We start from the raw sequence: 25,057 nt of genomic DNA on the forward strand, positions 1-25,057 counted from the left end.
TCGGCAACTCCTCACTATCTGCAGCGGCTCTTATAATCCTTCGGCGTCATGCCGCACATTTTCTTGAACAGCTTATTAAAATATACCGGATCACTGTAGCCGACCCGTTCAGCAATTTCGTAATTCTTCAAATCCGGCTGACCGATCAGCAGTTCCTTGGCCTTGGCGATGCGAATGCCTATCAGATAATCTGTAATCGTCTGGCCTGTCTTGTATTTGAACAACCGGCTGATATAGCTCGCGTTCATACCCACCGTCTCCGCCAACCGTTCAAGTTCAAAGTTATGGCCGTATTCCTTCTCCAGAATGCTTTTGGTCTGTTCAACCACATAATGCTCCCCACCCTCGGGGGCCAGTTGCACTGCACTTTCCGGCTCTGCCTCTGCAAGCTGAAGCTTTTTGTTCTCTTCCACACTTTTTAGCAAATCATACAACTGGGCCTTCTCAATGGGCTTAAGCAAATAATCGAGTACTCCGTGCCGCATAGCCCGGCGGGCATATTCGAATTCACTGAACCCGCTCAATACCGCTATGGGGAGTTGCTTCAGATGCCCTCTCACCTCTTCAATCAGCTTGAAGCCATCCATTCTTGGCATCTTAATATCTGTAATAAGAAGGTCTATATCATTCTGGCTAAGATCCCGGAGATGATTCCAGGCCTCCAGCCCATTGCCATAGGAACCGATAACCTCAACTTCCAAATCCATTCTGGAAGTGATTTTCTCAAGCCCGCGGCGAATCACTTCCTCATCGTCCGCAATCATGACCCTGATCACCACAAATCGCCTCCAGTCTAGTCGCATCCACAAATGTTTGCGCTATCATTATCAATTATAAGCTTCATTTTCTCATTAGCATATGTGCTCTATTGTACTTTTCTAGTCTTGAATTTACTTTACCCATTTTACCCTTGAAATCACTCCCGAAAAGGGTTATAACTAAATTATATTCTTGTTATTGTTAAATAACAAATTAGTAATAACAAGATAACAAAACGCCTAAATGTTTCGATCCCTTTATCCTACTATTCTGACAAAGCGAGGTTACTGAGATGTCACTGCAGAATGAATATGTCGGAGGCGTTACTTGGGGTTTCATGGGCACACGCGGGACCTGGGCAAATGAAGAAGCTGAAGCTTCAATGGAGCTTATGAAATCGGTCACTGGAGCGAACTGGACGGCTATCGCCTTCAGTGCGGTTCAGGCTACTCCGCAATCCACGGAAATTCCTTATGCGGATAAACCCACAGTTACCGACGATGAGGTCTTATGGGCAATCCGCAAGGCGCAGTCGCTTGGTCTGAAGGTATGCCTGAAACCGATTGTGAATTGTGCAGACGGCACTTGGCGCGCTCACATCAATTTCTTCGATAAGGATGTTCCCTGCGAGCCCAAATGGTCGGACTGGTTCAGTTCTTACACTGCCTTTATTTTGCATTTTGCCGCGATTGCAGAAGAAAGCGGTTGCGAGATGTTCTGCATCGGCTGCGAGCTGGTCATGTCTGACAGACGGGCTGCGGAGTGGCGGGCCTTGATTGCTGAAGTCCGCACAGTGTACAGCGGAATCCTTACTTATAATTGCGACAAGTATCAAGAGGACAATGTGACCTGGTGGGATGCCCTTGATGTAATTTCCTCCAGTGGCTATTACCCCGAGCTGGACTGGGAAGCACAGCTTGACCGGATTGAGGCAGTGGTGAAACGCTGCGGCAAGCCCTTCTTCTTCATGGAAGCAGGCTGCCCAAGCCGCACCGGCAGTGCAGCCATCCCGAACGACTGGTCACTTAAGGGTGACCCGAGCGAGGAGGAACAAAAGCGCTTTTATGAGGCCATGTTCCGCAGCTGTGAGGGCCGGGATTGGGTCCAGGGCTTTATGCTCTGGGATTGGCCGGCACGCCTGTATCCACTGGAGGCTGCAGCAGAGAACGATGATTACTGCATGTACGGGAAATCGGCGGCAGGTGTTATTAAGGAGTATTACAGCTCCAAGACCACCGCTTAAGTTTTTGCTTCCGAAGCGGGTTTTGTACGAAGTAATGCTGTAAGCAGATGCTTACAAAACTTTAAGGAGTGAACCACAAAATGAAGAATTCACCTCAGGTATGGCTGAACGAGCTGGAGGAAGAGCTGAAGGGCAATATTTTGCGCTTCTGGATGGAACACACACTGGATGAAGCACATGGCGGCTTTGTGGGCGAGATCGACAACCAGATGAATGTCATTGCCGGTGCCGAGAAAAGCCTTGTGCTCAATGCGCGGATTCTATGGACATTTGCGAGCGCTTACCGCCTGTATGGCACAGCTGAATACTTAAAGATGGCTGAACGTGCCTTCGACTATCTGAACCAGCATTTCATAGATGAAGAGCATGGCGGTTTGTTCTGGATGGTGGATGCGCATGGAGTCCCTTCCCAGCCGAAAAAACAAATCTACGGCCATTCTTTTGCCATTTATGCGCTTGCTGAATTCCACCATGCAACGGGACGTGCTGATGCGCTGCAGCAAGCAGTTGACCTGTTCCATATGGTAGAGAAGTACGGCTATGATCCCATTTATAAAGGTTATATTGAAGCATTGTCCCGTGAATGGCAAATGACAGATAATCTGAGTCTCAGCTCGAAGGATATGAACGAGAAGAAATCAATGAATACCCATCTGCATGTGCTGGAGGGCTACACCGGACTGTACCGGGTATGGAAATCAGAAGAGCTGAAGAGCAAGCTGGCTGAACTGATTGAAACGATGCTGGAGCATATCATTGATGCTGAAGGCAAACACTTCCACCTGTTCCTGGACGAAGAATGGCATGTCAAATCCGAGAGCATATCTTTTGGCCACGATATCGAAGGCAGTTGGCTGCTGGTTGAAGCCGCAGAAGTGCTTGGAGATGAAGATCTGCTTCAGCGTGTGCGCAAGGTAGCTATTTCCATGGCCGACGCCGTGCTTGCTGAGGGTATTGCTGAGGATGGCGGAATCTGGAATGAAGCGGACAAGAGTGGATTCATTGACAAGTCTGAAGAGTCCAGAGACTGGTGGCCGCAGGCTGAAGCCATTGTGGGCTTTTATAATGCGTACCAGTTGACGGGTGATCAACGCTTCCTGGAAGCTGCCGAGAATGCCTGGGCGTTCACTGACAAATATATCGTCGACCACAAGTATGGCGAATGGTATTGGGGGATTGACGAAGCCCTGCAGCCGCTGGCCCATGCACCCAAGGTCAGCGCCTGGAAATGTCCATATCATAACAGCAGAGCCTGCTTTGAAATGATCGGACGCCTTACCTCAACATCCACTATAAAGGAGACAAAATAAAATGACTGCAAACTTTCAAGAACGCAAACAGAAGCTTACAGAGCGCTACGAGGCATTGATTGGCCGCAAAAATGAGAAGGTTCCTTACGGCAACGGCATCTATGACCGCTACCAGCACCCGCTGCTCACTGCTGAACACGCACCGCTGATCTGGCGCTACGACTTCAATCCGGAGACCAACCCCTATTTCGCAGAAAGAATCGGGGTTAACGGTATTTTCAATCCCGGAGCCATTGAGCTCAGCGGCAAATTTTATATTGTTGCCCGTGTAGAAGGCAATGACCGCAAATCCTTCTTCGCTGTAGCCGAAAGCGACAGTGGCGTGGACGGCTTCCGCTTCTGGGATCACCCGGTAGTGCTGCCTGAAACGGAAGACCCGGATATCAACGTCTATGACATGCGCCTTGTGAAGCATGCGGACGGATGGATTTACGGCTTGTTCTGCACCGAACGCAAAGACCCGGATGCCCCTCATGGTGATCTGTCCAGCGCAGTTGCCCAATGCGGTATTACCCGTACCAAGGATCTGAAGACCTGGGAACGCCTTGCTGACCTGAAGACCGGCTCTGCACAGCAGCGCAATGTGGTGCTGCACCCTGAGTTTGTTGACGGCAAGTATGCCTTCTACACCCGTCCGCAGGATGGATTCATCGACGCCGGTTCCGGCGGCGGCATTGGCTGGGGATTGTCAGATACCATCGAGAACGCTGTAATTACCAGCGAGTCCATCATGGACCAGCGTTATTACCATACGATCAAAGAAGTGAAGAACGGCCAAGGCCCGGCGCCAATCAAAACAGCACGCGGCTGGCTGCACATTGCTCATGGTGTCCGTAACACCGCCGCAGGGCTGCGCTATGTACTGTATGCCTTCCTGTCCGATCTGGAAGAGCCTAATAAGGTCACGCATGCACCAGGCGGACATTTCATCGCGCCCGATGGCGAAGAACGTGTTGGCGATGTATCCAACGTTGTATTCTGCAACGGCGTGATCGCACGGGATAACGGAGACATCTACATCTATTATGCGTCCTCCGACACCCGCATCCACGTGACTACCACAACGGTTGATCGAATGCTGGATTATGTGCTGAATACACCTGAAGACCCGCTTCGCTCCTATGCGTGCGTGCAGCAGCGGATTGCAATGATTGACCGGAATGTTAAAATGAACCTGAAAGCCTAGCATATCGGGTGTTGACGTAACTGCGGGGAATGTTTGGACTTCCGGCCGCTGTTGTCTGCAGATTTCTTGATTATATACCGTGTTTCACGGTTGAAATCCGCAGACAAAGGCGGTCGCTATCGCTCCTTCAGTTCCAAACTTCCCCTCCGTTACTTCACCCTTAATGTTGTTTTCTGAAGTTCTTTTATAAGAGAGTAAGAAGAGGTAAAAGGCGGCCCCCGTGGAATTCCACTGGGCCGCCTTTGTTATAAGTTAGTGAAATATTGTGATACAATCCCCATTAAAATTTGCTTATATTCATTTTTATCATAAGAAGAGTTATCCACTATTTCCGTGGTCATTTTGATGCTGTTCACTATTTCTTCTTCCAATCCACTTCTTGCCTTCAGGACCTGTAAAGTTCCTTCTAACCCTGTGCAACCCTGTTTTTTCCCATACCCTTGGCTTGTATAATATTCAATAAATCCCTCAGACCATTCTTTCGGCCTTTCCTCAACAGCTTTTCTGAATGAATAATCAGGATCGCTCTGCTTCACGTAAATCAACAGTGGATTCAGCCGCTCAACAAGCGTAGCCAGTTCTGTAACATAACTAATAACGTCTTGCCTCTTTGCGCCATATTTAATCATCCCCATGGTTACAGGGTTTTGTATAAAACAACAATCAAAAATATAGGTATCTGAGCCATTCATCACATTTGCCGCAAACTTCTCCCATCGCTCTGCTATCAGTTTCCTGTGCTGATCCAACGGCAATTCATACACATCATTTTTGGCGACTGTATTCAGTAAGTCATCCGGGAAAGTTGACCCGAATTTATTTTTCATTTTCCGATATTCCAGGAAGTAATTATTACCTTGTATAATCACATGTTTGCTCAACAAATCCCTATACTTTTCATGGGTACTCAATAATTCATCGAATTCACTTTTCGTAAAACAGGCGACTCCATCATAATCAGCCGGATGCTCCAGATCCCCTTCTAAAAACAGTTGGGATTTAAGATTCATTTCCGTAAGGATTTCATGAACCACTTGAGCCGTTGTTGTTTTCCCGGAACCTGGTAGCCCCTCAACCAGAACTAACTTCGGTTTCATAATCTCCCCCCTCCATTTGCCATCCTGTTTCAGCAGCGTTTCCCGGCCATCGACTACTCTAAACTGTAGCCCGCACGATGTAATATTCTACCGTGGTCGGCAGGCCATGGACAGTCTGATGCTGAGCGAAGATCCGGCTGATCTCTGGCAGACTGCTCTCCATAACCATTTCATGTACGGCAGACGTTTGCCCAAAGCAGCGAAGGCGTACAAGGTCTATAGGCCCATGCAGGTACTGTGTACTGAGCACCGTCTCTATTTCAGCTTCAGCAAATCCGCTCGCATCAAGCCGCTGCTTAATCTTGTCCAATACGGGAGTCCCTTCCTGCCGTGGACCATACAACCCAGGGAACAGGATTGACAATTCAGGAGACAACCGGTCACCGGGGTGGAGGGCGATCAGCTGTCCTCCTTTTCGAATAATTCTGGTTAGCTCAGGGTATGCGGATGTAGGCCCTTTACGGTTATAAGCACAATCGAACTCATTCTGCTCAAAAGGGAGCCTGATCTTGGTATTAGCCGTAACAAAGGACACATTGGCAGGGGCAGTGCTGTTAGCGGTATGTATAAAATCGGCTGTAACATCAAGGCCGACTATGCGCTGGACAACAGGACTCCACCCAACCGTAAAATCGCCATGGCCGCAGCCAACGTCGAGCACTTTTTTCCCCGGAACCATTCCGGCGACCTCCTGCGCAAATATCTGCTCTGCATCCGGCCCCGTGATCGTTGAATTCCAGGGATAGGCGTATTTCCCGGTGAGACTTCCCAGCCCGGCATACCACTGGAACGAATGCGGCATCATCCAGTCTTTGTGTGTTGTCGGGTCTATAAGTGCTGCTGTCATTCTATAAACCTCCCCTATTCATGAACGATAAATAGCAAGCTTGCATCCTACAGGCGCTTCAAGCGATGCTTAAGCAACTTCTGCTGTATTTCTTACAACAGATTTCGGAATAATGTAAAGAATACAATAGATTCACTTTTAGCGGTAAAATGGGGCGGTTCTATTGTACTTTCTGCAGCAGATGGACTATTCAATATCCTAATTAGTATAGTTCCCCCTCATCACCCTGAACGATCGCATCCAGCTCTTGTGCCACCTGCTTCATCCTACCGATAATAAAATCATCTGCTCGCGAAACCGTAATTCGTCCCTCGTGGTAGCTAAATGGAACCTTCCCATCCTTACTATTCCAGACGAAAAACTCTCCGCCCATAGTCAAAGTTCCGAAGGGGGTCTGGTGCGAGAACTTATTCATATACTCGAAATCCGCTTTTGCGGCAAAATAGACTTTGGATTCTTCTATAGAAATCGGCTTAGCCTCACTATTGGTCCAGTGATCCGCCCTGGTGATATGTACATCATAACTCATATCCACCCCTCCTTTATTTTCTCGAATTCCATATTCCGCACCTGCTACTCCCGCGGTCCTGCGACCGAATCCCGGTGGACAATATCAGCGGAGATCAGAATTTTTTCCAGTGGCGCAGAAGGGTTGTGGATACGGCCCAGCAGCTTCTCTACCGCGGCCCGGCCCATAGCTTCCTTGGGCACATGTACCGTTGTGAGCGGCGGAACGCCGCGCATGGCATCCTCAATATTATCAAAACCCGTAACTGAAATATCAGCGGGGATGGATATCCCTTCTTCTCTAAGGACTTCACACACGGCCAGGGCCGTGGAGTCATTGGCACAGATAAGTGCGGTCGGCAGGCTTTTGGCTTTTTTGCGTTTTGTGATCCAGAGCTTGAATTCATCACGGAACGAGCCGTCATCCATGCCCTCCAGGAGCAGCATCTCGTCGTCACCGGCTGGCGTTCTCATATCATTCTCCTCAAGGGCACTGCGGAAGCCGATCCAGCGGTCACGGAAACTCCGGGAATAACGGATATTGCCGATAAAATGAAACAGCGTATGTCCGATGCCCATCAGATGGTTGCTGAGCCGGGTCATAGAATCAATGTTGTTGGCGAACACAGTATCGCTGGGAATCAGCGGGTCCTCATGGTCAATCAGCACCATCGGAAGACCGATGCGGTGCACCTCCAGCAGGAGTGAAGTGGAAATCTGCCCCACCCCCACCAGACCGAGCAGACCACCCGGATTGAGAATATGGATAAAGTTATCGGCGCGGTGCTCCGAGACAATGACCATGCCGAGACCCTCCTGATCGAGAGCCAGCGCGATGCCATCGATAATTTTCCCCCAATAAAGGGAGTCCTGGGTCTGCGCCCGGATATTCGGCATCAGCACGAGCACAGATTGCTTCCCCCGGTCACTGCCGGACGCCGGAGACGGACGTTTGACATTTTGCACATATGCATTCTTCTGGGTAAAATACCCCAGCTGTGATGCGGCTTGAATGACCCGCTCCCGGGTGGTTTCATTCACGCCGCCTTTGCCGGAGAGCGATTTGGAGACTACGAACTTGGATACACCGAGGTGGTCAGCGATTTTTTGCATGGTCACTTTTTTTGCCATAGGAAAATACCTCCAGATTATCTTTATTGTACAGCCGCCGCCTGCGGTCCGGGAGAAGCCTGCTGGCCTGCCCGTGCTTCTTTCCATTTCTCATTTAATTCGTCAAAAGCCTTCTGTAAATCCGGTGCGGCAAGCAGCTCCTGGATATAATCTCCCGACCAGAAGGACAGCTTCGCCCGGTTCGCCATGTCGATGAAGGCGTCTGACTGCACAGTAGCCTCGATCAGCTTGGGATGATAGGAGAGAAACTCGCTGTATTGCGGCATCGAGGGCTCCTCCGTCTCGTCAGCCGGCAGAAACCCTGAGTTCGTGGTATAAGAGGTTTCGGTTACAAAAAACTTCACCCAGGCCATCGCAAGCTCCTTGTTGTTGCTATACCTGCTTACTCCTATGAACCAATCGGGATTCAACAAGGCGTTATGGCTGGTATTATTATCATAAGGGAACGGGAAAAAGCCAATATCCTCAGACTTCGCACCGGCATCCAGAATCTGGCGGATCGTCCAGTTGCCCTGAAGATACATCCCTGCCTCCCCCTTGGCCAGCATGGTCTTGGAAATCTCCCAGTTATTCGAGAACAGCTGATCCTCCACATAACCTTTGGCAAGCATCGTCCTGGCAATCTCAAGCGCCCGGCCCCATTCATTACCGATCCTCCAGGGACTGTCCTCATGCACCATATTGTTCAGGTAATCAGGATTGCCTGACATATAATTAACCAGGTTGTCGCCCCAATCCCGCAGCGGCCAGACAGCACCGTAATTCATATAGAGCGGGATAATGCCTGCCTGCTTCAGCTTGGCGCTGGCTGCATAGAATTCATTAAGCGTTTGAGGCACCTTCTCAATCCCGGCTTTTTTAAAAGCCTGCTTGTTGTAGACAATTCCGCTCGTAGTGGTGCCGGTGGACAACCCATATCTTTTGCCGTCATACGTGGCGAAGGTGGTGAACTTCTCCTGTGCAGCCAATTCATCGGTCAGGGGTTCAAAAAAAAGTCCCAGCTCTTTAGCCGGCAGGTTCACCGGAAGCAGCAGCACATCCCCCGCATCCTTGGTGGACAAACGGACCAGAATGTCAGTGGCATAATTGGACAACCCCTCAAATTCCACATTAGCTCCCGGATATTTCTTTTTGAACTTATCGGCGTAGCCTTTGAACGTCCCATTCTCAATCAAATCAATCCGGTTCGTCAGCATTACGATGGTACCGGACAATTCCGATGGTCTATCACCTCCGGCAGGGGTTGGCGAGGGCAGGGCCTGTGGATTGCCTCGGCCGTCACAGCCGGCAGACAGCAGGAATAGCAGCAGAATGGTGTGCATGGGCCAACGTAATTTCATCCGTTTCAAGCGGACTCCTCCTCTATTCTTTTCCCTTCATTTCCTGGTCGAGCGGACTCAGAAGCGGCAGGGATAAAATTACATCCGTCCCTTCCCCCAGCTTGCTAAAGACCTCAATGCCATAGGCTGCTCCATAATGAAGCTGAATCCGCTGATGAACATTTTTCATCCCAATGCCCCCATTGATGCTTTTCTTCGGAGGCATTTCACGCTTCAGACTGTCGCTCAGCTTATCGAGTGTAGCCTGTTCCATCCCGCAGCCGTCATCCCGGATATGGAACAGAAGCTTCTGCTCTGTGACTTCACACTTAATGCTCAGATGCATCTGGTCCTTGGTATCATCCAACCCATGGTAGGCGGCATTCTCAATGATCGGCTGAAAAACCAGCTTAATCATGGAGTAGTTGTCCAGCGTCTCGGGAACATCGATCTGCAGCACGAACCTTCCGGGATACCGGCAGCCCAGCAGCTCGACATAATTACGGACATACAGCAGCTCTTGCTTCATGGTCGTTATACCGGACAACTCACTGGTACTGTAACGCAGGAGCTTGCCCAGAATGGAGATCATATCCGCGGCTTCCACGTCATCATTGATCTCTGCAGTCATACGGATGGATTCCAATGTATTGTATATAAAATGCGGATTGATCTGGCTCTGCAGCGCCTGCAGCTCTGCCTCTTTCTTCTGTTCCTCAATCCGGTATATATCCTGAATCAGCTGCCGGATACGGGCCAGCATCCGGTTGAATTGATGGCCGAGCAGGCCAATCTCATCCCGCCGTCTGACGCGGAAAGTCACATCCAGATCGCCGTTCTGCACCTTTTTCATCAGCTCGATCATTTGGGTTAGCGGTTTGGTTAAGGCAAACGACAGAATAATCGAAATGATCAGCGCCAGCACGATAATAATCAGGGTAGCGGCAAAGGTAGCGTTACGGGTCAGCTTCACCCCGCGCGTTAGCTCATCCACAGGAATAGAAATGATGACTTTCCAATTGGTCTTGGAAGAGCTTGAATAAATATTAAGCCGTTCCTTGCCTGACACGGTATCATAAAAACTCCCGGCATTGCCTGAAGCCTGACGGAACAGGCTGGTATGGGAAATATCGGTCGTGAGAAGTCTCTGTTCGCTGTCAAAAATCACTTTGCCGTCCTCATCCACAATGATTGACTTCCCGTGGGTTACGGTATCCAGTTCGGCCACCTGATTTTCCAGATTGCTGATGTTGGCTTCCACTGCAATCAGTCCAATCGGATTCCACAGCCCGTCGACAATTTTGCGGACCACAGTAAAAGCATAGCGGGTGCTCTGCAGATTGCTCGTATACGCCTGGGTGCCAAAGAGCAGCGCCTCGCCACTGGAATTCTTGGCCTTCTCGCTCCAAAATTTGTAGCTCTGTTTCAGGTCCAGACGTACACCGCCATCCTTGGCAGAATAATATCCATTGCCGTAGCCGTCGAAAATATATACCGAGTTGGTTCCCCGCTTAATATTGTTAATGAAAGAGATATTCCCTTCAATGCCCCGCTGAATGGACAGCAGCAAATCAAAATCGCCAGGAGCAACCTGTGTGCTGCTCCCTTTGCTCTCCATCATCTGTTGTTGTTCATAATAGCGGTTCGAGCGGATCAAATTCTGCTTGATATCGTTAACATAGGCAGGCATGGACGAAATCCGTTTCATATCCTCAATATAGTCATCAATAGAATCCATCATCTGGTCAATCAGCTTCTCTGAATAGGCAACCGTGTTCGCCTGAATCGATTCGGAGTAGCTCTTGAAGCTGATCACACTGATGAACGAAAGCGGAAGTGTAATAATAATCAGGAAGACGAGGAGCAGCTTGCGTTCCATGCTCATGTCCCCCACATAGGACCACCAGGTGTGACTGCGTTTTACTTTCATTCGGTCCTTCTCCTTGTTCCAGCTTTACCTAACATTTTCAGAAAAAATAACAATCCCCTAACAAAATAATTATACGTGTTAGTTCCCTGATGTACAAGGAAATTACATTACCAAGCGTTGAATATCTTGCAAAAAAAAGCGCCCCGCTGCCGATTGCCGGCTTGCGGAACGCTTGTTCACTAGAGGTTAGAAACTCTTAATCTTTATTAAATCGTAAACAGCGAGAGCTTATCTTTCAGCTGGGTTGAGACGCTTTCCAGTTTGCCGGAGAGTGCAACGAGCTGATCGCTGACATTCTGCTGTTCATTGCTTAGGGAAGCAACCTCTTCCGAAGTGGCCGAGGACTGCTGGGCCACTGCGCTTACATTACCCATGGCATCCGACAAGACGCCCTGCGAATGATTCAGACTGTCAATAGCTCCGGTAACCGACTCCAGACTGGAGATGAAATCTTCCATTTGCCCTTGTACGGATACGAAGATATCACTGGTGCTCTTCACCGAACTCATCTGCTGTTTAAAGAGTGGTGCAACCTCGGACAACACTGCCACTGTCTCATTCATTTCCGTAATAATCTTATCGGTAATGCCGGCTACAACGGCGATGGACTGTTTGGATTGGTCAGCCAGCTGCCGGACCTCATCAGCTACAACCATAAATCCGCGTCCTGCTTCACCAGCTCTTGCTGCCTCGATCGTCGCATTGAGCGAGAGGATGTTCGTCTGCTGTGTAATATTCTTCATCACATCCAGCACCTTGATGACCGAGAATACCGTTTCTTTCAAATTGTTGACCCGATCAACCAGTGCAGTAGTCATCTCACCAGTACGGCTGGTCTGCGTCAGCAACTCTTCCAGTTGCTTCGCACCTTGACCGCTGGCTTCTCCCACTCCGCGGGCTGCTTCATCCATCTCGGCGTTCGCTGCGATGACGCTCTGCATCTGAGTTCCGATCAGATCCGTAAGCTCATTGCCACGTTCAGCCTCCTGTGCAAGGCTTCCTGCGCCACCGGCAATCTCTTCCGTAGCTGCCGCAATTTCCTTCGCGGAAATCGCTGTCTTGCGTGAAGCATCACCAAGTTCACCAGCGGTTTCCAGCACTTCACGTGCGGTATCCGTTGTCTGGGCAACCAGTTCGGTGATCCGCTCCATCATCGTATTAAAGGATGCCGACAGTTCACCAATTTCATCCTTGGATACATATTCGGTGCGTACGCTCAGGTCGCCCTTTGCACCTTCGACCATAAGATCCTTCAACCGGGCCAGCGGGCGGGCAATCATCCGTACCATCCCAATACCGACCAGCACGGCCAGTAGCGCAGCAGCAGCAGCAGCCAGAAAGGTTGTGAACAGAATTGGAGTTGCAGCCTTCACCAGTTCACCGGTAGGGACAATACCTGTCAGCTTCCAGTCCGCTTTGGCCATAGGACTGTAGACAGCCAGAACATCTTCGCCTTTTGCGTCCGTGGCATCCTGGCTCTTACTGTTGGTCTTGCTCTCTTTAATAAATCCAAGCTCCGATACCTTGCCATCCTCTTCAGGAATGGAAGAAGCCACTACGGTCCCGTCAGGTGCAACGAGCTGAATCCGTGAGCCGTCTCCAAGTGTTACGCTCTTGAAGGCTTCCTCCAGCAGTGTATTCTTCAGTTCAAGCATAATCACATATCCTGAATTGGCTCCAAGATTTTTTAGTGATCTGACCATCGCAATATTCTTCCCGTTTTCTCCTGCTACGGATGTAGGGAACCAATAGTTCTGTGCCGATTTTTCCTCACCGGAATAATAGCTCTTGTAGCTCTCGGCATTTGCAACCACTGTTTTGAACCATGCCTGATCTCTGACACTGTCCAGCTTCATGCTGGAGCTTCCACTTGAAACAATATCAAAATCTTTGGAAGTCGGAATCAGTGTAATCGCTACAATATTAGAGTCTGTAGTCGTCTGGCTGGAAAGCTTTTTATTCATCGCATCCGTAGCCACGAATTTATCGTAACTGGATTCTGCAGAGGCCAGATCTGTCAGATTGTTCTGCATTTGCGGATCAAAAAAGAGCTGCATGGCCAAATTTTCATATTGCTTCAGTGTAATATCAAGCTTCTCCGAGGTCTGAATAATCGTCTGGCGGTTAGCTTCCGACACATTATTCTTAATCGTGTTCTTAGCTTTACTATAGGACAATAGCCCCAGAGCCAGTACAACTACCACAATGGAGGATAAAAAGATCAAGAACAGCTTGACCCCAACCGACTTATTAGGATTGACCCTCTTGATTTGACTTACGGAACCATGCAGCATTCCCTTAGCAGAAAGACCTGAGCCTATACGTTTATTAGTTGGGGCAGCCTTCTTTACTGTTTCCTGTACTTCATCTGTAAGGTTTGTATCAGATTTCTGGACGTTCGACGGTTGTTTCTTGTTGGTCTTATTCTTCTTTGTCAATTTCATCCTTCTCTCTTTCCGCTCTTCCCCATTGCTCTCCCGTTTAGGAGCAACCATCATAATCACCTGCCAGTTAGATTAGAAGACATATGTAAGCGTTCGCTCTTATTTATATCGGCAGTGTAGGTACAATTTCTTAGTTTTCTTTAGAAATTACCACAGAATCTTTATATATTTTAGTCATTTTCCATTTTATTCTATATACCAAAAAGGAATGCCCCTCAATATGAGGTGCATTCCTGTAAAGAACACAAAACGAACTCACAAACACACTATTTCTTCTTGCGCATCATGTCGAAATAAGCCACAGGCTGATCGACCTTCATTCGTACCCGCTGCAGCGGGTGACGTGCCGCATCAAGCGGCTGACCTTCCTCGTCCCACAGCTCGCCTACTGTTTGTTTGAAGAACGTATTGTCAGGTCCGAAGAACTCCACTTCCTGCCCTGGCTTGAAGTGATTGCGCTGCTGAATCAGCGCGGTTCCGCTAACCGCATCGTACTCCAGCACCAGTCCGGCGAAGTCATAAGGCGCAGCCTTTTCTTCCGGCTCATAAATATGATCCTCATGATCCGGCGTATCGTAAAAAAATCCGGTGTTCAGCGGACGGTTCGCCGCCTTTTGCAGCTCTTCCAGCCATTCCGGCTTCAGTACGTACCCTTCAGGGTCAGCCATATAGGAATCGATGGCTTTGCGGTAGGCATTGACAACCGTCGCCACGTAGTGGATCGACTTCATCCGTCCTTCAATCTTGAAGCTGTCTATGCCGACTTCGATCAGTTCGGGAATACTCTCCAGCATACACAAATCCTTGGAACCCATCGAGAACGGGTTATCCTCCGGCTGATGCAGGGGAAGCTGGGTTACTCCCGGCTGCAGCGGCAGAGGAGACTGCTGTGCCTGGGCCTGTTCCTCCTCGGATACCCAAGTGCCTTCAGGGCGGGCATCCTCGAACAGATCGTATTTCCAGCGGCAGGACTGGCAGCAGCCCCCACGGTTCGAATCGCGGTCCGTGAAGTGGTTAGACAGCACGCAACGGCCGGAGTACGAGGAGCACATCGCTCCATGGATGAAGCTCTCGATTTCAATATCGACATGCTGCTTGATTTCGGCGATTTCCTCAAGGCTCGTTTCGCGGCCGAGGACGACACGCGGAAGCCCTTCTTCCTTCCAGAAAGATACGGCTTGCCAGTTGAGTGTGGACTGCTGGGTGCTCAGATGAACTTCAAGGCCCGGCACCAGGCGGCGGGCGGTATCGACGATGGCAGGGTCGGCCACGATAATGGCAGCGATCCCCGCTTCATATAGGTTACGCAGGTATTCTTCAATCCCTGCGATATCTTCATTGTGGGCATAAATATTCGTAGCGACAAAGACCTTGGCGCCGTATTTTTTGGCAAATTCCACACCCTCGCGCATCTCCTCGAAGCTGAAGTTATCCGCTCCCGAGCGCAGGCCGTATTTCTGTCCCCCAATATATACTGCATCCGCACCATAATGCACGGCGAATTTCAATTTCTCCAGATTGCCCGCCGGAGCAAGGAGCTCCGGTTTGTCCAGACGGTAACGTTTGCCCTTGTGCTGCGGCTTGGTCATGGTTCCCATTCCTGTTCTCCCCTCCATTGTCTCACCAGTTAAAATAGCTAAAAACCTTACATTTTGGTGTTGAACGCAGCTGCGGGGAATGTTTGGACCTCCGGCCGCTGTTAGGTTTGGATTTCCTGAATTTAACCGCTGGCCGCAGTAGAAATCCAAACCTAAAGGCGGGCTCTGACGCTCCTACAGTTCCAAACTTCCCCTCCGCTGCTACACCTGAATGTTGCTTATAGATCTATTTTAAAAAGCTGAGTCATTGACTTTTTTATTATTTTTCAATATACCTGTTCCTTGTAGAAAAAGCCGAAGGACAGCTCACGCTCAGGGTCCTGCAGCGCACGTATGCCGTCCATCCAATCCTCTTGGAAGGCATAGCCTTCAGGATTGGCAGTGTAGAGGTCAATCGCATGTCGATAAGCCTTAACGACGGCTGCGTTGTAGGCAACCGGCTTCAGGAGTCCTTCAATCTTCAGACTCTGCACTCCTGCCTTCAGGAGAAAATGAACATCCTCCAGGATGCAAATATCATCGGAGCTCATAATATGCGTGCCATTCTCATCCTCGTATATCGGAAACTTTTCATTGGGGCGTTCAGCTTCGATCAGAAACAGTCCGCGCTCCTTGCCAAGGCTTCCGCCGTCGCTCGGACGGCCCTGGTGGGCCATGTAGCTTGCGACCAGCTTGCGCTTGGAATGATAAATATTCGTCATGCCGTGTACCTGCACCTGGGCTTCAACTTCCAGCAGGGGCACCATTTCTGTCATTTCATCCATGTTCAGCTCACGGGCTAGAACAACCCGCGAAGCACCCTTGCGGCCCCAGTAATTGGCGGTTGCATAGTTGGTTGAAGTCATTTCTGCATTCCAGTGCAGCTTCAGTCCCGGCGCTTCCGTCTTCACTGCGGCGAGCACAGCCGGATCACCAAATTCGATGCCATCTACACCCAGTACCCCAATGGCTTTTACATAAGTGGGAAGCTCGTCCAGCAGCCGGTTCGACATTAGACCGCCCAGGCCTGCGTAGACTTTGCAGCCTTTGGCGTGAGCCAGCTTGACGACCTTCGCGGTATCCTCCAGCGAGAAATGGCCTGCCAGACGCATGCCAAAGCGGTCATCGCCAATCAACAGCGCATCTGCCCCGGCCTCCAGCAGCACCGCTGCTTCTTCCAAGGAAGCGGCTGTCGCCAGCAGCTCCGGTTTGTTATTCATGTTGCACCCTCCTACTTCGCGGTTCAAACCGCATCACACTCTATTTTAATAGGTTACTGCGAATTTTGTTCACTTTTTTTGATATTGGCTAAATGTTCCTTATAGGTCCTGCCGAATAAATGACCCTGTGAGCCATCCTTTTTGGTTACGTAGAAATAATAATCCGAAGCTTCCGGCGTCAGGGCCGCCTCAATGGATGCAAGACCGGGACTGCTGATTGGCCCAGGCGGCAGTCCTTCGTTTTTATAGGTATTATAAGGACTGTTGACCTTCAGATCCTTCTCATACAGCCGTTGCTTCTGTTTGTCCAGCAGGTATTGAACAGTCGCATCGATCTCCAGCTTCTGCCCTTTATCCAGCCTGTTATAGATAACTCCGGCCACAATCGGACGTTCACTGTCCACCACGACCTCACGCTCTACAAGCGAGGCCACTGTCAGCAGTTCATGCAAGGAGAGTCCGCGGTTCTTCAGCTTGCCTTGCCAGCCTTTAATACTGTCCAGCTTCTTCTCAAGCTGCTCCAGCATCGCTTCAACAACCTGCTCCGGTGTACTCTCCTTCACAAGCTCATACGTCTCCGGAAACAAGTAACCCTCCAGGCGGTGGCGAAGCTTGCTGTTTTCAGGAATACCCAGTCTGCCCACGGCTTCAAGACCCGCTCCAGAATCTATAATTTTCAGGAATACTTCGGGTTTCTGATTCCAGGCTGCAGCAAGCTTATTAGCAACCTGCTTGGCCGTATATCCCTCCGGAATCGTAAATGAAACGGTATCCTTCTTCACCACATCCCCTGCATTCAGGCGGGCAATGAGTGAATCATAGGTGTCGCCTGGACTGGCGGTATATGTCCCTGCCTTGAAGCTGGACCCTTCCTTGACCCATTTCAGATAGCCTCTAAAAAATAATCCTTTGCGTATAATGCCGTTTTGTTCGAGCAGGTCGGCAATTTTCGCGCTGCCCATACCCTTCTCTATCGTAAAGGTTACCGGCGGGCCTGCCGGCTTCACCGGCTGCATGCCATTCCAGATGTACCAGACTCCTCCCCCGCCGATTGCAGCTAGCAAAAGGATAATAAGAGCCAAGGTGCGGATTGCAGCTTTCAAATGTCACTCCTCACTTTCCGACTATAAAGTATAAAATTGTATTGTCTCAAATTCAACATATATTTTTGCGGACATATGCATTGCACAAGTGGAAACGGCTTCACCGTCCTCCGAAAGAAGCGGCTTCCTTTTCTCCAAAACTTCTATTCCAAGCAAAAAGAGCGCGGAAAAATTCCCGCCCTCTTCCGTGCCACTCCTTGCTATAGCGTACATATGGAAGCTTATTCGCTCACGTCAGCGGGAAAAGTCAGCTCGTCATACAGCTCGTTGACATTTTCCCATTCCTCGTCATCCACGATGCTCTCCAGTTCGGGAAGCCCGTCAGGCGAGACCACAATCCGCAGAATCTCCTGTTCGGCGGCTCTCCCGGAACCGGTAAGCACCGCATACGCGCGGTCACCAACTTCAAATTCGGCAATAATATCGTAAACGGAAGATTTACCCTGCTCGTCTTCCAGTTCCACTGTTTCTCCATATACTTCTTTGAGCTTTGAAGTCCAAACTACCTGATCGGCGGAAAAATCAGTCATTCTCCGCTCCTCCGTCTAGCTCATCTACCAACGTATTGAAGGTCTCTTCAACAATTGCCCATTCCTCATCATTCTCGATCATAAAGAGCTGAAGATCATCACCGTCTTCTTCATAACGGAACGCATACACCTCATCGCTCTCTTCATCCTCGGAATCCAGCGGAACCACCATCATATACTTGGCATCCGAACCGTCGACTTCAAATTTCATAATGACCTCAAATTCCTCTTCATTACCTTCCTCATCAGGAATGTAGATAATTTCCGGTTCTTCTTCTTGGCCAATCTGCTCGTTTGTCAATCTAACACACCCCTCACCTTTTACTGTTAGCATCCAAAAAATTTTGCAAAATCAGGGCTGCAGCCATTTTGTCTACAATCCCTTTGCGTTTCTTCCGGCTGACGTCCCCTTCAATCAGCATCCGCTCAGCAGATACCGTCGTCAGACGCTCATCCCAAAGGTGTACGGGCATTTCGAGTTCTTCCCGAAGCCTATCGGCAAATTCGATGCAGATTTCACCACGGGGTCCTACTGAGCCGTTCATATTCTTCGGAAGGCCAACTACAATCTCTCCAATCTCATGTTCCTTGACCAGTTCGCGGATACGCAGGAACTCATTTCCGTTGCCGCGCCGCTCAATCGTCTCCAGAGCTTGTGCTGTCCATCCAAAAATATCACTTGTGGCAACTCCGATTCTGCGGTCGCCGTAATCCAGACCCAGCTTCTTCATCATTTCGGATGATCCGCCCGATGATTGGCGAGGTAGAAACGAACCAGTTCCTCAATCAGCTCATCACGTTCTTTCCTCCGGACCAAACTTCTCGCATTGTTGTGGCGCGGAATGTAAGCCGGATCTCCAGAAATAAGATACCCTACGATCTGGTTGATGGGATGGTATTCCTTCTCCACCAGCGCATCGTATACTGCGAGCAGTATTTCCTGGGAGGAGGCTTCCTTCTCATCGCCCTTTACATTGAATTTGACCGTTTTGTCCATGGAGTCCATTTGTGACACCTTCCTTCTGCAAAATCACCCGCTTATTGGGCGGCTTCGCAAAGTTGCTGCTGTACAGCTGACTTGCTGCCCTCATCATAACATATTCATGGCCCAACGAGGAAATCCTGCCATCATGGTAACGCTTTTTTTGGTATTTCATCTACAAAAATAGAGATTTTTTTGGGTTTTAAGCTATTGCAGATGTTCGCTGAAAGTGAATATTGACAAAAAATATACATTTTCCAGCTTTGCGTGAATAAAGCAGCGGTACTGATATATTGCTCTCAGTACCGCTGCGGTAACCCTCATTTCCGATTTCCATATCCATCTGTCTGCAGCTGCAAAATCCAGTGATTCCTGGCGTTATGCAGCAGCTCCGAAACCTGCTCCGTCACTTTTACCGCTTAACCTTGAGCGGCTACAAGCTCCTCGGCTTTCAGAAGAGCTTCGCCCAGCTTGGATGCATCCTTACCTCCGGCTTGCGCCATATCCGGACGTCCACCGCCCCCGCCGCCGCATACCGCTGCGATTTCCTTCACCAGCTTACCGGCGTGAAAGCCTTTTTTGACGAGGTCCTGCGGAACCGATACAACAAAGTTCACTTTGTCGTCCATAGCCGCACCCAGCACAAGTACAGCATCCGGCAGCTTAGATTTCAATTCATCGGCAGTCGAGCGAAGCGCGTCCATATTACCAGCTTGAACGGCAACCGCGAGCAGCTGTGTACCGCCGCCTACCGTTTTCACACTGCTGGTCAGTTCGGCAGCAAAGGTTGCGCTCAGCTTAGATTGCAGGGATTCATTCTCACGGGACAGCTCACGGACCTGGGCATGCAGCGCTTCAATCCGTTTCGGCACATCGTTCAGCGAAGACTTCAGCAGTCCTGCCGATTGCTTCAGCAGATCCAGCTGGCTTTCGGTGAACTGGTACGCATAACGTCCGGTTACCGCTTCGATCCGGCGGACCCCGGAGCCAATGCCGCTCTCGCTGACCAGCTTGAAGATCCCGATCTGCGAGGTGTTCGAAACATGGATACCGCCGCACAGCTCAAGGCTGTAATCGCCAACCTGAACCACGCGCACGATGTTGCCGTATTTTTCGCCGAAGAGTGCCATGGCACCCATAGCCTTGGCCTCGTCAATCGGCTTGTTCTCAATGACTACATCCAGGCCGCGCCAGATTTGCGCATTCACCCGGTGTTCAATGTCGCTCAGCTCTTCCGGCGTAATTGCGCCGAAGTGTGAGAAGTCAAAACGCAAACGTGCGCCTTCTACTAAAGAGCCGGCTTGATTCACGTGACCGCCAAGCACTTCTTTGAGTGCTTTATGCAGCAGGTGAGTTGCCGTATGGTTCTTAACAATATCTTCACGCTGCTCACGGTTCACTTCGGCGCGGACACTGTCGCCCACTCTTAGCTCCCCGGCTTCCACAGTAACCAGATGAACATGCTGGCCGTGCGGAGCTTTGAACAGTCCTGTTACCTTGGCTGTCACCGAACCTCCGGTCAGAAGACCGGTGTCGCTGATCTGGCCGCCGCTTTCAGCATAGAATGGCGTGGACTCCAGGATAACCTGGCAGTCGGTACCTTCGCCTGCGATGTCCACCAATGTACCGCCGGCAACAATAGCCAATATTTTAGACTCTGCTACGGAGTCAGTATAACCAACAAATTCACTTTTAACCGTCAGCTCTGCCAGCGGTCCGCCTTGAACCTTCATGCTACCGCCGTCCTGACGGGCGGCTCTGGCACGGTCGCGCTGCTCCTGCATGGCGGCGTCGAAGCCTTCGCGGTCCACGGTGAGGCCCTGCTCGGAGGCGAAATCCTCAGTCAGGTCAAACGGGAAGCCATAAGTATCATACAGTTTGAACGCATCGGCGCCGGCAATGGAACTGAGCCCGTCAGCCTTTGCTTTGGCGCTGATCTCGCCCAGGATGGCCAGACCGTCAGACAGCGTTTCATGGAAACGCTCTTCCTCGGTACGGATGATTTTGGCGATGTATTCGCGGTTCTCGACAACGGATGGATAGTAGACACCCATCACTTCGCCCACAGTCTCCGTAAGGTCGAACAGGAATGGACGGTCTAGACCAAGTGTCTTCCCGTATCGCACCGCGCGGCGGAGCAGACGGCGGATAATGTAGCCGCGGCCTTCATTGGAAGGAAGCACGCCATCCCCTACAGCAAACGTTACAGTCCGGATGTGGTCGGCGATTACTTTCAGTGCAATATCCTGTTCCAGGTTGTCCTTGTAGGTTACACCTGCAAGCTTGGCCGTCTTCTGGATGATCGGCTGGAACAGATCGGTGTCAAAGTTGGAATCCACATCCTGCAGAATGGACGCGAAGCGTTCCAGACCTGCACCGGTATCAATGTTCTTGTTCGGAAGCGGCGTATAGCTGCCGTCCTTGTTATGGTTGAACTGTGAGAATACGAGGTTCCACACTTCGAGCCAGCGTTCATTTTCCCCGCCCGGATACATTTCTGGATCGGACATGTCGCTGCCGTAGGCTTCGCCGCGGTCATAGAAGATTTCCGAGCAGGGGCCGCAAGGGCCTTCACCGATATCCCAGAAGTTGTCGTCACCCAGCTTAATGATGCGCTCTGCGGGCAGGCCGACCTTTTCATTCCACAGCTTGAAGGCTTCTTCATCCTCAGCATATACCGTTACAGAAATACGTTCCGGATCAAAGCCGATCCATTCCTTTCCGGTCAGAAACTCCCAAGCCCAGGTTATAGCTTCTTCCTTGAAATAATCACCGATGGAAAAGTTCCCCAGCATTTCAAAGAACGTATGGTGGCGGCGCGTTTTGCCTACATTCTCAATATCGTTGGTACGAATGCATTTTTGCGAATTGGTCAGACGCGGATTCTCCGGGATCTCCCGGCCGTCAAAATACGCCTTCAGCGGAGCCATCCCGGCGTTGATCCATAACAGCGATGGGTCATTATGCGGCACGAGCGATGCGCTCGGCTCGATACGGTGGCCTTTGCTCTCAAAAAACTGCAGCCATTTGGAACGGATTTCACTTGCTTTCATCATGTACAGCCCCTGTCTCATAGTTATTAAAAACAAAAAAACGCCCCTGAATAAATTCAGGGACGATGATTATCGCGGTACCACCCTGGTTATCGCCAATATCCGTGAAGTCACGGACCATGATCAGACGATCGCCTTGTGCGGCTGTTAACGGGCACCCCCGGCGGGATTGTCCCCGCACTCCGAAATCAGCTTTCTGCCGGCCTGTCTTCAAGGTTCTCACAGCCAATTACGAAAACTATCGTAAAGGAACCTCTTCTCTGATCAAGCCAATCTCCGGCGTACTTCATTTCATCAACGTTTTTTCCGATTTGCATTTTAACATTTCAAGTATAGCCAGCGCCCCTATTTCTGTCAATCTCGGGTAGAGAATAGGACGAAATGAAGCAGCAAAATGATTATTTACAGCGCTTACTTGCAGGCGTATAATGTGGATTGTTTAGAACAACCCTGCGGTTAACAACCAGTTAACCTGTAATGACGAGACGTGGCTCAGCTTGGTAGAGCGCTTGCTTCGGGAGCAAGAGGTCGCAGGTTCAAATCCTGTCGTCTCGACCATACTAAAATGCTAAAACCCTTGATTAATAAGGGTTTTTTTGTTCGAATTATTTAAACTAGGCTTTAACTTCATTTATACAGAAGAAACGAATGACCGTTCAATAACTGAAAAAAGAAATTGTCAGTCAAACGTAATCCCATAATGCAGAAAGCCGTTATTCCTCTAAACAATGATCAAAATATCCCCTATTTTGAATTAATTCCTCTCCAAGTATACAAAATTTCATCCCTGTAATCTGGCTGACCTAATAATACTAAATGAGATCTCGTTAATGGAGTATGTGTATACAGAGCACAGAGACACTCTGGATAGATTAACAAGGAGAAATAAAATCTTGGTAATTCAATATTTATGCCTTGATTCTATTTACTAAGTGGACGATTGCATCAACAAGATGAAGAGAATATTATTTATACCAGATTCGTTTGCGTAATTTTGATCATCAAGTGTTTAAGAATAGCCTACAATAGCCGGTACCAAAGAATCCTGGAACTTGAAATGGCGTTGCTCAAGCTCTTATTCCAGCGTATCCGGAACTGGAAGGCGCTTTGAGCTCCATTTTTTTGTCAATTCAAGTCCATACGGCTCTTGTGTTATAAATGAAGGCCATTTAAAGAGGTTGGGAGGTATAAAGATGCCAAAAACGATATTAGTTGTAGACGACGATGAAGAAATTGTAAAACTCATTACAAAGAGTTTAAGGTACGAGCAATTTGTAATAATTTCGGCATGTTCTGGGAAAGAAGCCCTATCTGCATTAGAAGAAAACCACATTGATTTCATCGTTCTTGATATAGTGATGCCTGATATGGATGGATTTGATGTCTGCAGATGTATCCGAAAATCTTATAATGTTCCAATTCTGTTTTTAAGTGCGCGTGATCAGGACATTGATAAAATCGTCGGGCTCGAAATAGGAGCAGACGATTACATGACCAAACCTTTCAGTATTCAGGAGCTTGCCTCCAGGATAAAGGCCCACTTCAGAAAAATGGACAGACTGTTTAAAGAGTGGGATGAACTTAGTCCCAGTAGCGAAAAAGCGGATGCTCCGCTCATTTTGAACGATAAGACGTTTGAAGTATTCCTGCATAGCAGGAAGCTCGACTTATCAACGAAAGAATTTCAAATTTTGTCTATTCTTATGTGTCACCCCAATCAGGTATTGAGTCGTGAGCAGATCTATGAGAAGGTCTGGGGAGACGAATACGGAGAAATAAATACCGTAACGGTCCATATCAAAAATATCCGTAAGAAACTAGGGCCTGATCATAACTTTATTAAAACCATATGGGGCATAGGATATAAATATACGGAAAGAGAGCAATAGTATGAAACTGAAAATAAAACTTCCCCTCTTATTCCTGCTGATGCTTCTAATTCTTATGTTTTCCATTGGAATGTACTTAAAGTTTGTCTTTGCAGTATATTCCCCTATACGCGGTACATTGTTGGACTCACGATATATAGCATTGCTTTTGCCCATATTCGCCATCGCTTGTTGTATATTTATTATTCTGATTATCTATATTTATTTTTGCATAGAGAAGCCCATTCGGCTTCTGAATACCAGGCTGGAAGAAGTAAATATTGTACATCCCATGCCTCCGTTAGCATTGAGGAGTAATGACGAGATCGGAGAACTTTATAAGCACTTCAATAAGATGGAGCATAGGCTTCAACTCGCCCACAGAGAGCAAACCGATATGATTGCGGCAATCGCCCACGATTTGAAAACACCCCTGACATCTATTAACGGTTTTACTGAACTGCTGGCTACACACAAGGACCTACCAGAAACTGAAAAGCAGGAATATTATGATTTGATTCAAGGGAAGTCAGAATATATGGTCGAACTCATCAATGAATTCTCCAGCTTCACCAAAGAAAAACTGGAGTTGGAATCCATGGTAGCTAAACCTGTACAAGCATCAATATTATTTGAAAAAATTGCTCTTGAATATGAGTACGAGTTGGCGGGACTTGACTACGAGCTGACTTGCCGTCATTCATTCACGGAAAATATATTGCTAATGGTCAATGAACCGATGATCCGCCGGGTTTTCGGCAACCTCTTTAGCAATGCTGTAAGATATGGAGGGAAGAATAAGCTGAAAGTGTATATGACCGGATACCCGCTAGAACGTTATGCCTATTTCCAAATCGAGGATAATGGAATGGGAGTGCCGGATAAGGATATTTCTTCTCTGTTCCTCAAATTTTTCACTGTGGATAAATCGCGGCAAATCCAAAAGGGCGG

The 25,057-nt window shown here is 49.1% G+C and carries 22 protein-coding genes and 1 tRNA gene; 6 read left to right on the forward strand and 17 right to left on the reverse strand.

The features are described 5' to 3' along the window. Nucleotides 1-14: 14 nt before the first annotated feature. Nucleotides 15-776, reverse strand: a complete 762-nt coding sequence (locus A3848_RS09495) for a response regulator transcription factor (RefSeq protein WP_074084742.1) — start codon at nt 774-776, stop codon at nt 15-17. A 275-nt stretch (nt 777-1,051) separates the two neighbouring features. Here A3848_RS09495 and A3848_RS09500 point away from each other — a divergent pair, with 275 nt between their 5' ends. The 3 genes from A3848_RS09500 to A3848_RS09510 all read left to right on the forward strand — a co-directional run bounded on the left by A3848_RS09500 (nt 1,052) and on the right by A3848_RS09510 (nt 4,498). Further along, the gene (locus A3848_RS09500; RefSeq protein WP_074084710.1) at nt 1,052-2,002 is read left to right on the forward strand and encodes a glycoside hydrolase family 113; all 951 of its coding nucleotides are present in this window, start codon (nt 1,052-1,054) and stop codon (nt 2,000-2,002) included. Nucleotides 2,003-2,082: 80 nt separating this feature from the next. Further along, nucleotides 2,083-3,312, forward strand: coding sequence for an AGE family epimerase/isomerase (locus A3848_RS09505; RefSeq protein WP_074084711.1), 1,230 nt, complete (start codon nt 2,083-2,085; stop codon nt 3,310-3,312). Nucleotide 3,313: 1 nt separating this feature from the next. Further along, nucleotides 3,314-4,498: a glycoside hydrolase family 130 protein gene (locus tag A3848_RS09510; protein ID WP_074084712.1), complete on the forward strand. Its 1,185-nt coding sequence runs from the start codon at nt 3,314-3,316 to the stop codon at nt 4,496-4,498. A 245-nt stretch (nt 4,499-4,743) separates the two neighbouring features. Here the strand turns inward: A3848_RS09510 and A3848_RS09515 are convergent, their stop codons facing one another. From A3848_RS09515 to A3848_RS09590, 16 genes are all read right to left on the reverse strand, one after another. Next, nucleotides 4,744-5,595 carry a P-loop NTPase family protein gene (locus A3848_RS09515; protein ID WP_074084713.1) on the reverse strand — a complete coding sequence of 284 codons (852 nt, stop codon included), beginning with the start codon at nt 5,593-5,595 and terminating at the stop codon, nt 4,744-4,746. 58 nt (nt 5,596-5,653) lie between these two features. After that, nucleotides 5,654-6,442: a class I SAM-dependent methyltransferase gene (locus A3848_RS09520; protein WP_074084714.1), complete on the reverse strand. Its 789-nt coding sequence runs from the start codon at nt 6,440-6,442 to the stop codon at nt 5,654-5,656. Nucleotides 6,443-6,644: 202 nt separating this feature from the next. After that, nucleotides 6,645-6,971, reverse strand: a complete 327-nt coding sequence (locus A3848_RS09525) for a hypothetical protein (RefSeq protein ID WP_074084715.1) — start codon at nt 6,969-6,971, stop codon at nt 6,645-6,647. Nucleotides 6,972-7,015: 44 nt separating this feature from the next. After that, nucleotides 7,016-8,080, reverse strand: coding sequence for a LacI family DNA-binding transcriptional regulator (locus tag A3848_RS09530; RefSeq protein ID WP_074084716.1), 1,065 nt, complete (start codon nt 8,078-8,080; stop codon nt 7,016-7,018). Nucleotides 8,081-8,103: 23 nt separating this feature from the next. Beyond that, on the reverse strand, nt 8,104-9,420 hold the full coding sequence (locus tag A3848_RS09535) for an ABC transporter substrate-binding protein (RefSeq protein WP_074084743.1): 1,317 nt from the start codon (nt 9,418-9,420) through the stop codon (nt 8,104-8,106). Nucleotides 9,421-9,442: 22 nt separating this feature from the next. After that, nucleotides 9,443-11,329, reverse strand: coding sequence for a sensor histidine kinase (locus A3848_RS09540; protein ID WP_074084717.1), 1,887 nt, complete (start codon nt 11,327-11,329; stop codon nt 9,443-9,445). A gap of 206 nt (nt 11,330-11,535) precedes the next feature. After that, nucleotides 11,536-13,773: a methyl-accepting chemotaxis protein gene (locus A3848_RS09545; RefSeq protein WP_244169841.1), complete on the reverse strand. Its 2,238-nt coding sequence runs from the start codon at nt 13,771-13,773 to the stop codon at nt 11,536-11,538. Between the two features lie 266 nt (nt 13,774-14,039). Next, a complete protein-coding gene (locus A3848_RS09550) occupies nt 14,040-15,371 on the reverse strand; it encodes a peptidase U32 family protein (protein WP_074084719.1) in 1,332 nt (443 codons plus the stop codon). Between the two features lie 266 nt (nt 15,372-15,637). Continuing rightward, nucleotides 15,638-16,570, reverse strand: a complete 933-nt coding sequence (locus A3848_RS09555) for a peptidase U32 family protein (protein ID WP_074084720.1) — start codon at nt 16,568-16,570, stop codon at nt 15,638-15,640. Nucleotides 16,571-16,623: 53 nt separating this feature from the next. Beyond that, nucleotides 16,624-17,673: an endolytic transglycosylase MltG gene (mltG, locus tag A3848_RS09560; protein WP_074084721.1), complete on the reverse strand. Its 1,050-nt coding sequence runs from the start codon at nt 17,671-17,673 to the stop codon at nt 16,624-16,626. Between the two features lie 221 nt (nt 17,674-17,894). Further along, the gene (locus A3848_RS09565; RefSeq protein WP_074084722.1) at nt 17,895-18,203 is read right to left on the reverse strand and encodes a DUF1292 domain-containing protein; all 309 of its coding nucleotides are present in this window, start codon (nt 18,201-18,203) and stop codon (nt 17,895-17,897) included. Beyond that, on the reverse strand, nt 18,196-18,504 hold the full coding sequence (locus tag A3848_RS09570) for a DUF1292 domain-containing protein (protein ID WP_038588104.1): 309 nt from the start codon (nt 18,502-18,504) through the stop codon (nt 18,196-18,198). The genes A3848_RS09565 and A3848_RS09570 overlap by 8 nt, the downstream gene beginning before the upstream one ends. 13 nt (nt 18,505-18,517) lie before the next feature. Further along, complete coding sequence (gene ruvX / locus A3848_RS09575) at nt 18,518-18,934, reverse strand: Holliday junction resolvase RuvX (protein WP_178381952.1); 417 nt, start codon at nt 18,932-18,934, stop codon at nt 18,518-18,520. Next, a complete protein-coding gene (locus A3848_RS09580; protein WP_074084724.1) occupies nt 18,934-19,209 on the reverse strand; it encodes an IreB family regulatory phosphoprotein in 276 nt (91 codons plus the stop codon). The genes ruvX and A3848_RS09580 overlap by 1 nt, the downstream gene beginning before the upstream one ends. A 395-nt stretch (nt 19,210-19,604) precedes the next feature. After that, nucleotides 19,605-22,238 carry an alanine--tRNA ligase gene (alaS, locus tag A3848_RS09585; protein ID WP_074084725.1) on the reverse strand — a complete coding sequence of 878 codons (2,634 nt, stop codon included), beginning with the start codon at nt 22,236-22,238 and terminating at the stop codon, nt 19,605-19,607. After that, nucleotides 22,225-22,461 (reverse strand): hypothetical protein, encoded by a 237-nt coding sequence (locus A3848_RS09590; RefSeq protein ID WP_178381950.1) that lies wholly within the window; start codon nt 22,459-22,461, stop codon nt 22,225-22,227. Before A3848_RS09590 ends, alaS begins: the two co-directional genes overlap by 14 nt. A 258-nt stretch (nt 22,462-22,719) precedes the next feature. Between A3848_RS09590 and A3848_RS09595 the strand changes: the two genes are divergently transcribed. The 3 genes from A3848_RS09595 to A3848_RS09605 all read left to right on the forward strand — a co-directional run. Continuing rightward, nucleotides 22,720-22,796: transfer RNA gene (locus tag A3848_RS09595), tRNA-Pro, on the forward strand. Between the two features lie 635 nt (nt 22,797-23,431). Further along, nucleotides 23,432-24,127 (forward strand): response regulator transcription factor, encoded by a 696-nt coding sequence (locus tag A3848_RS09600; RefSeq protein ID WP_074084727.1) that lies wholly within the window; start codon nt 23,432-23,434, stop codon nt 24,125-24,127. Between the two features lies 1 nt (nt 24,128). Then, on the forward strand, nt 24,129-25,057 hold a 929-nt coding region (locus A3848_RS09605), incomplete at its 3' end, for a sensor histidine kinase (protein ID WP_074084728.1).

This window comes from Paenibacillus sp. P32E (genome assembly GCF_001909085.1).
Lineage (GTDB): Bacteria > Bacillota > Bacilli > Paenibacillales > Paenibacillaceae > Paenibacillus_AQ > Paenibacillus_AQ helianthi.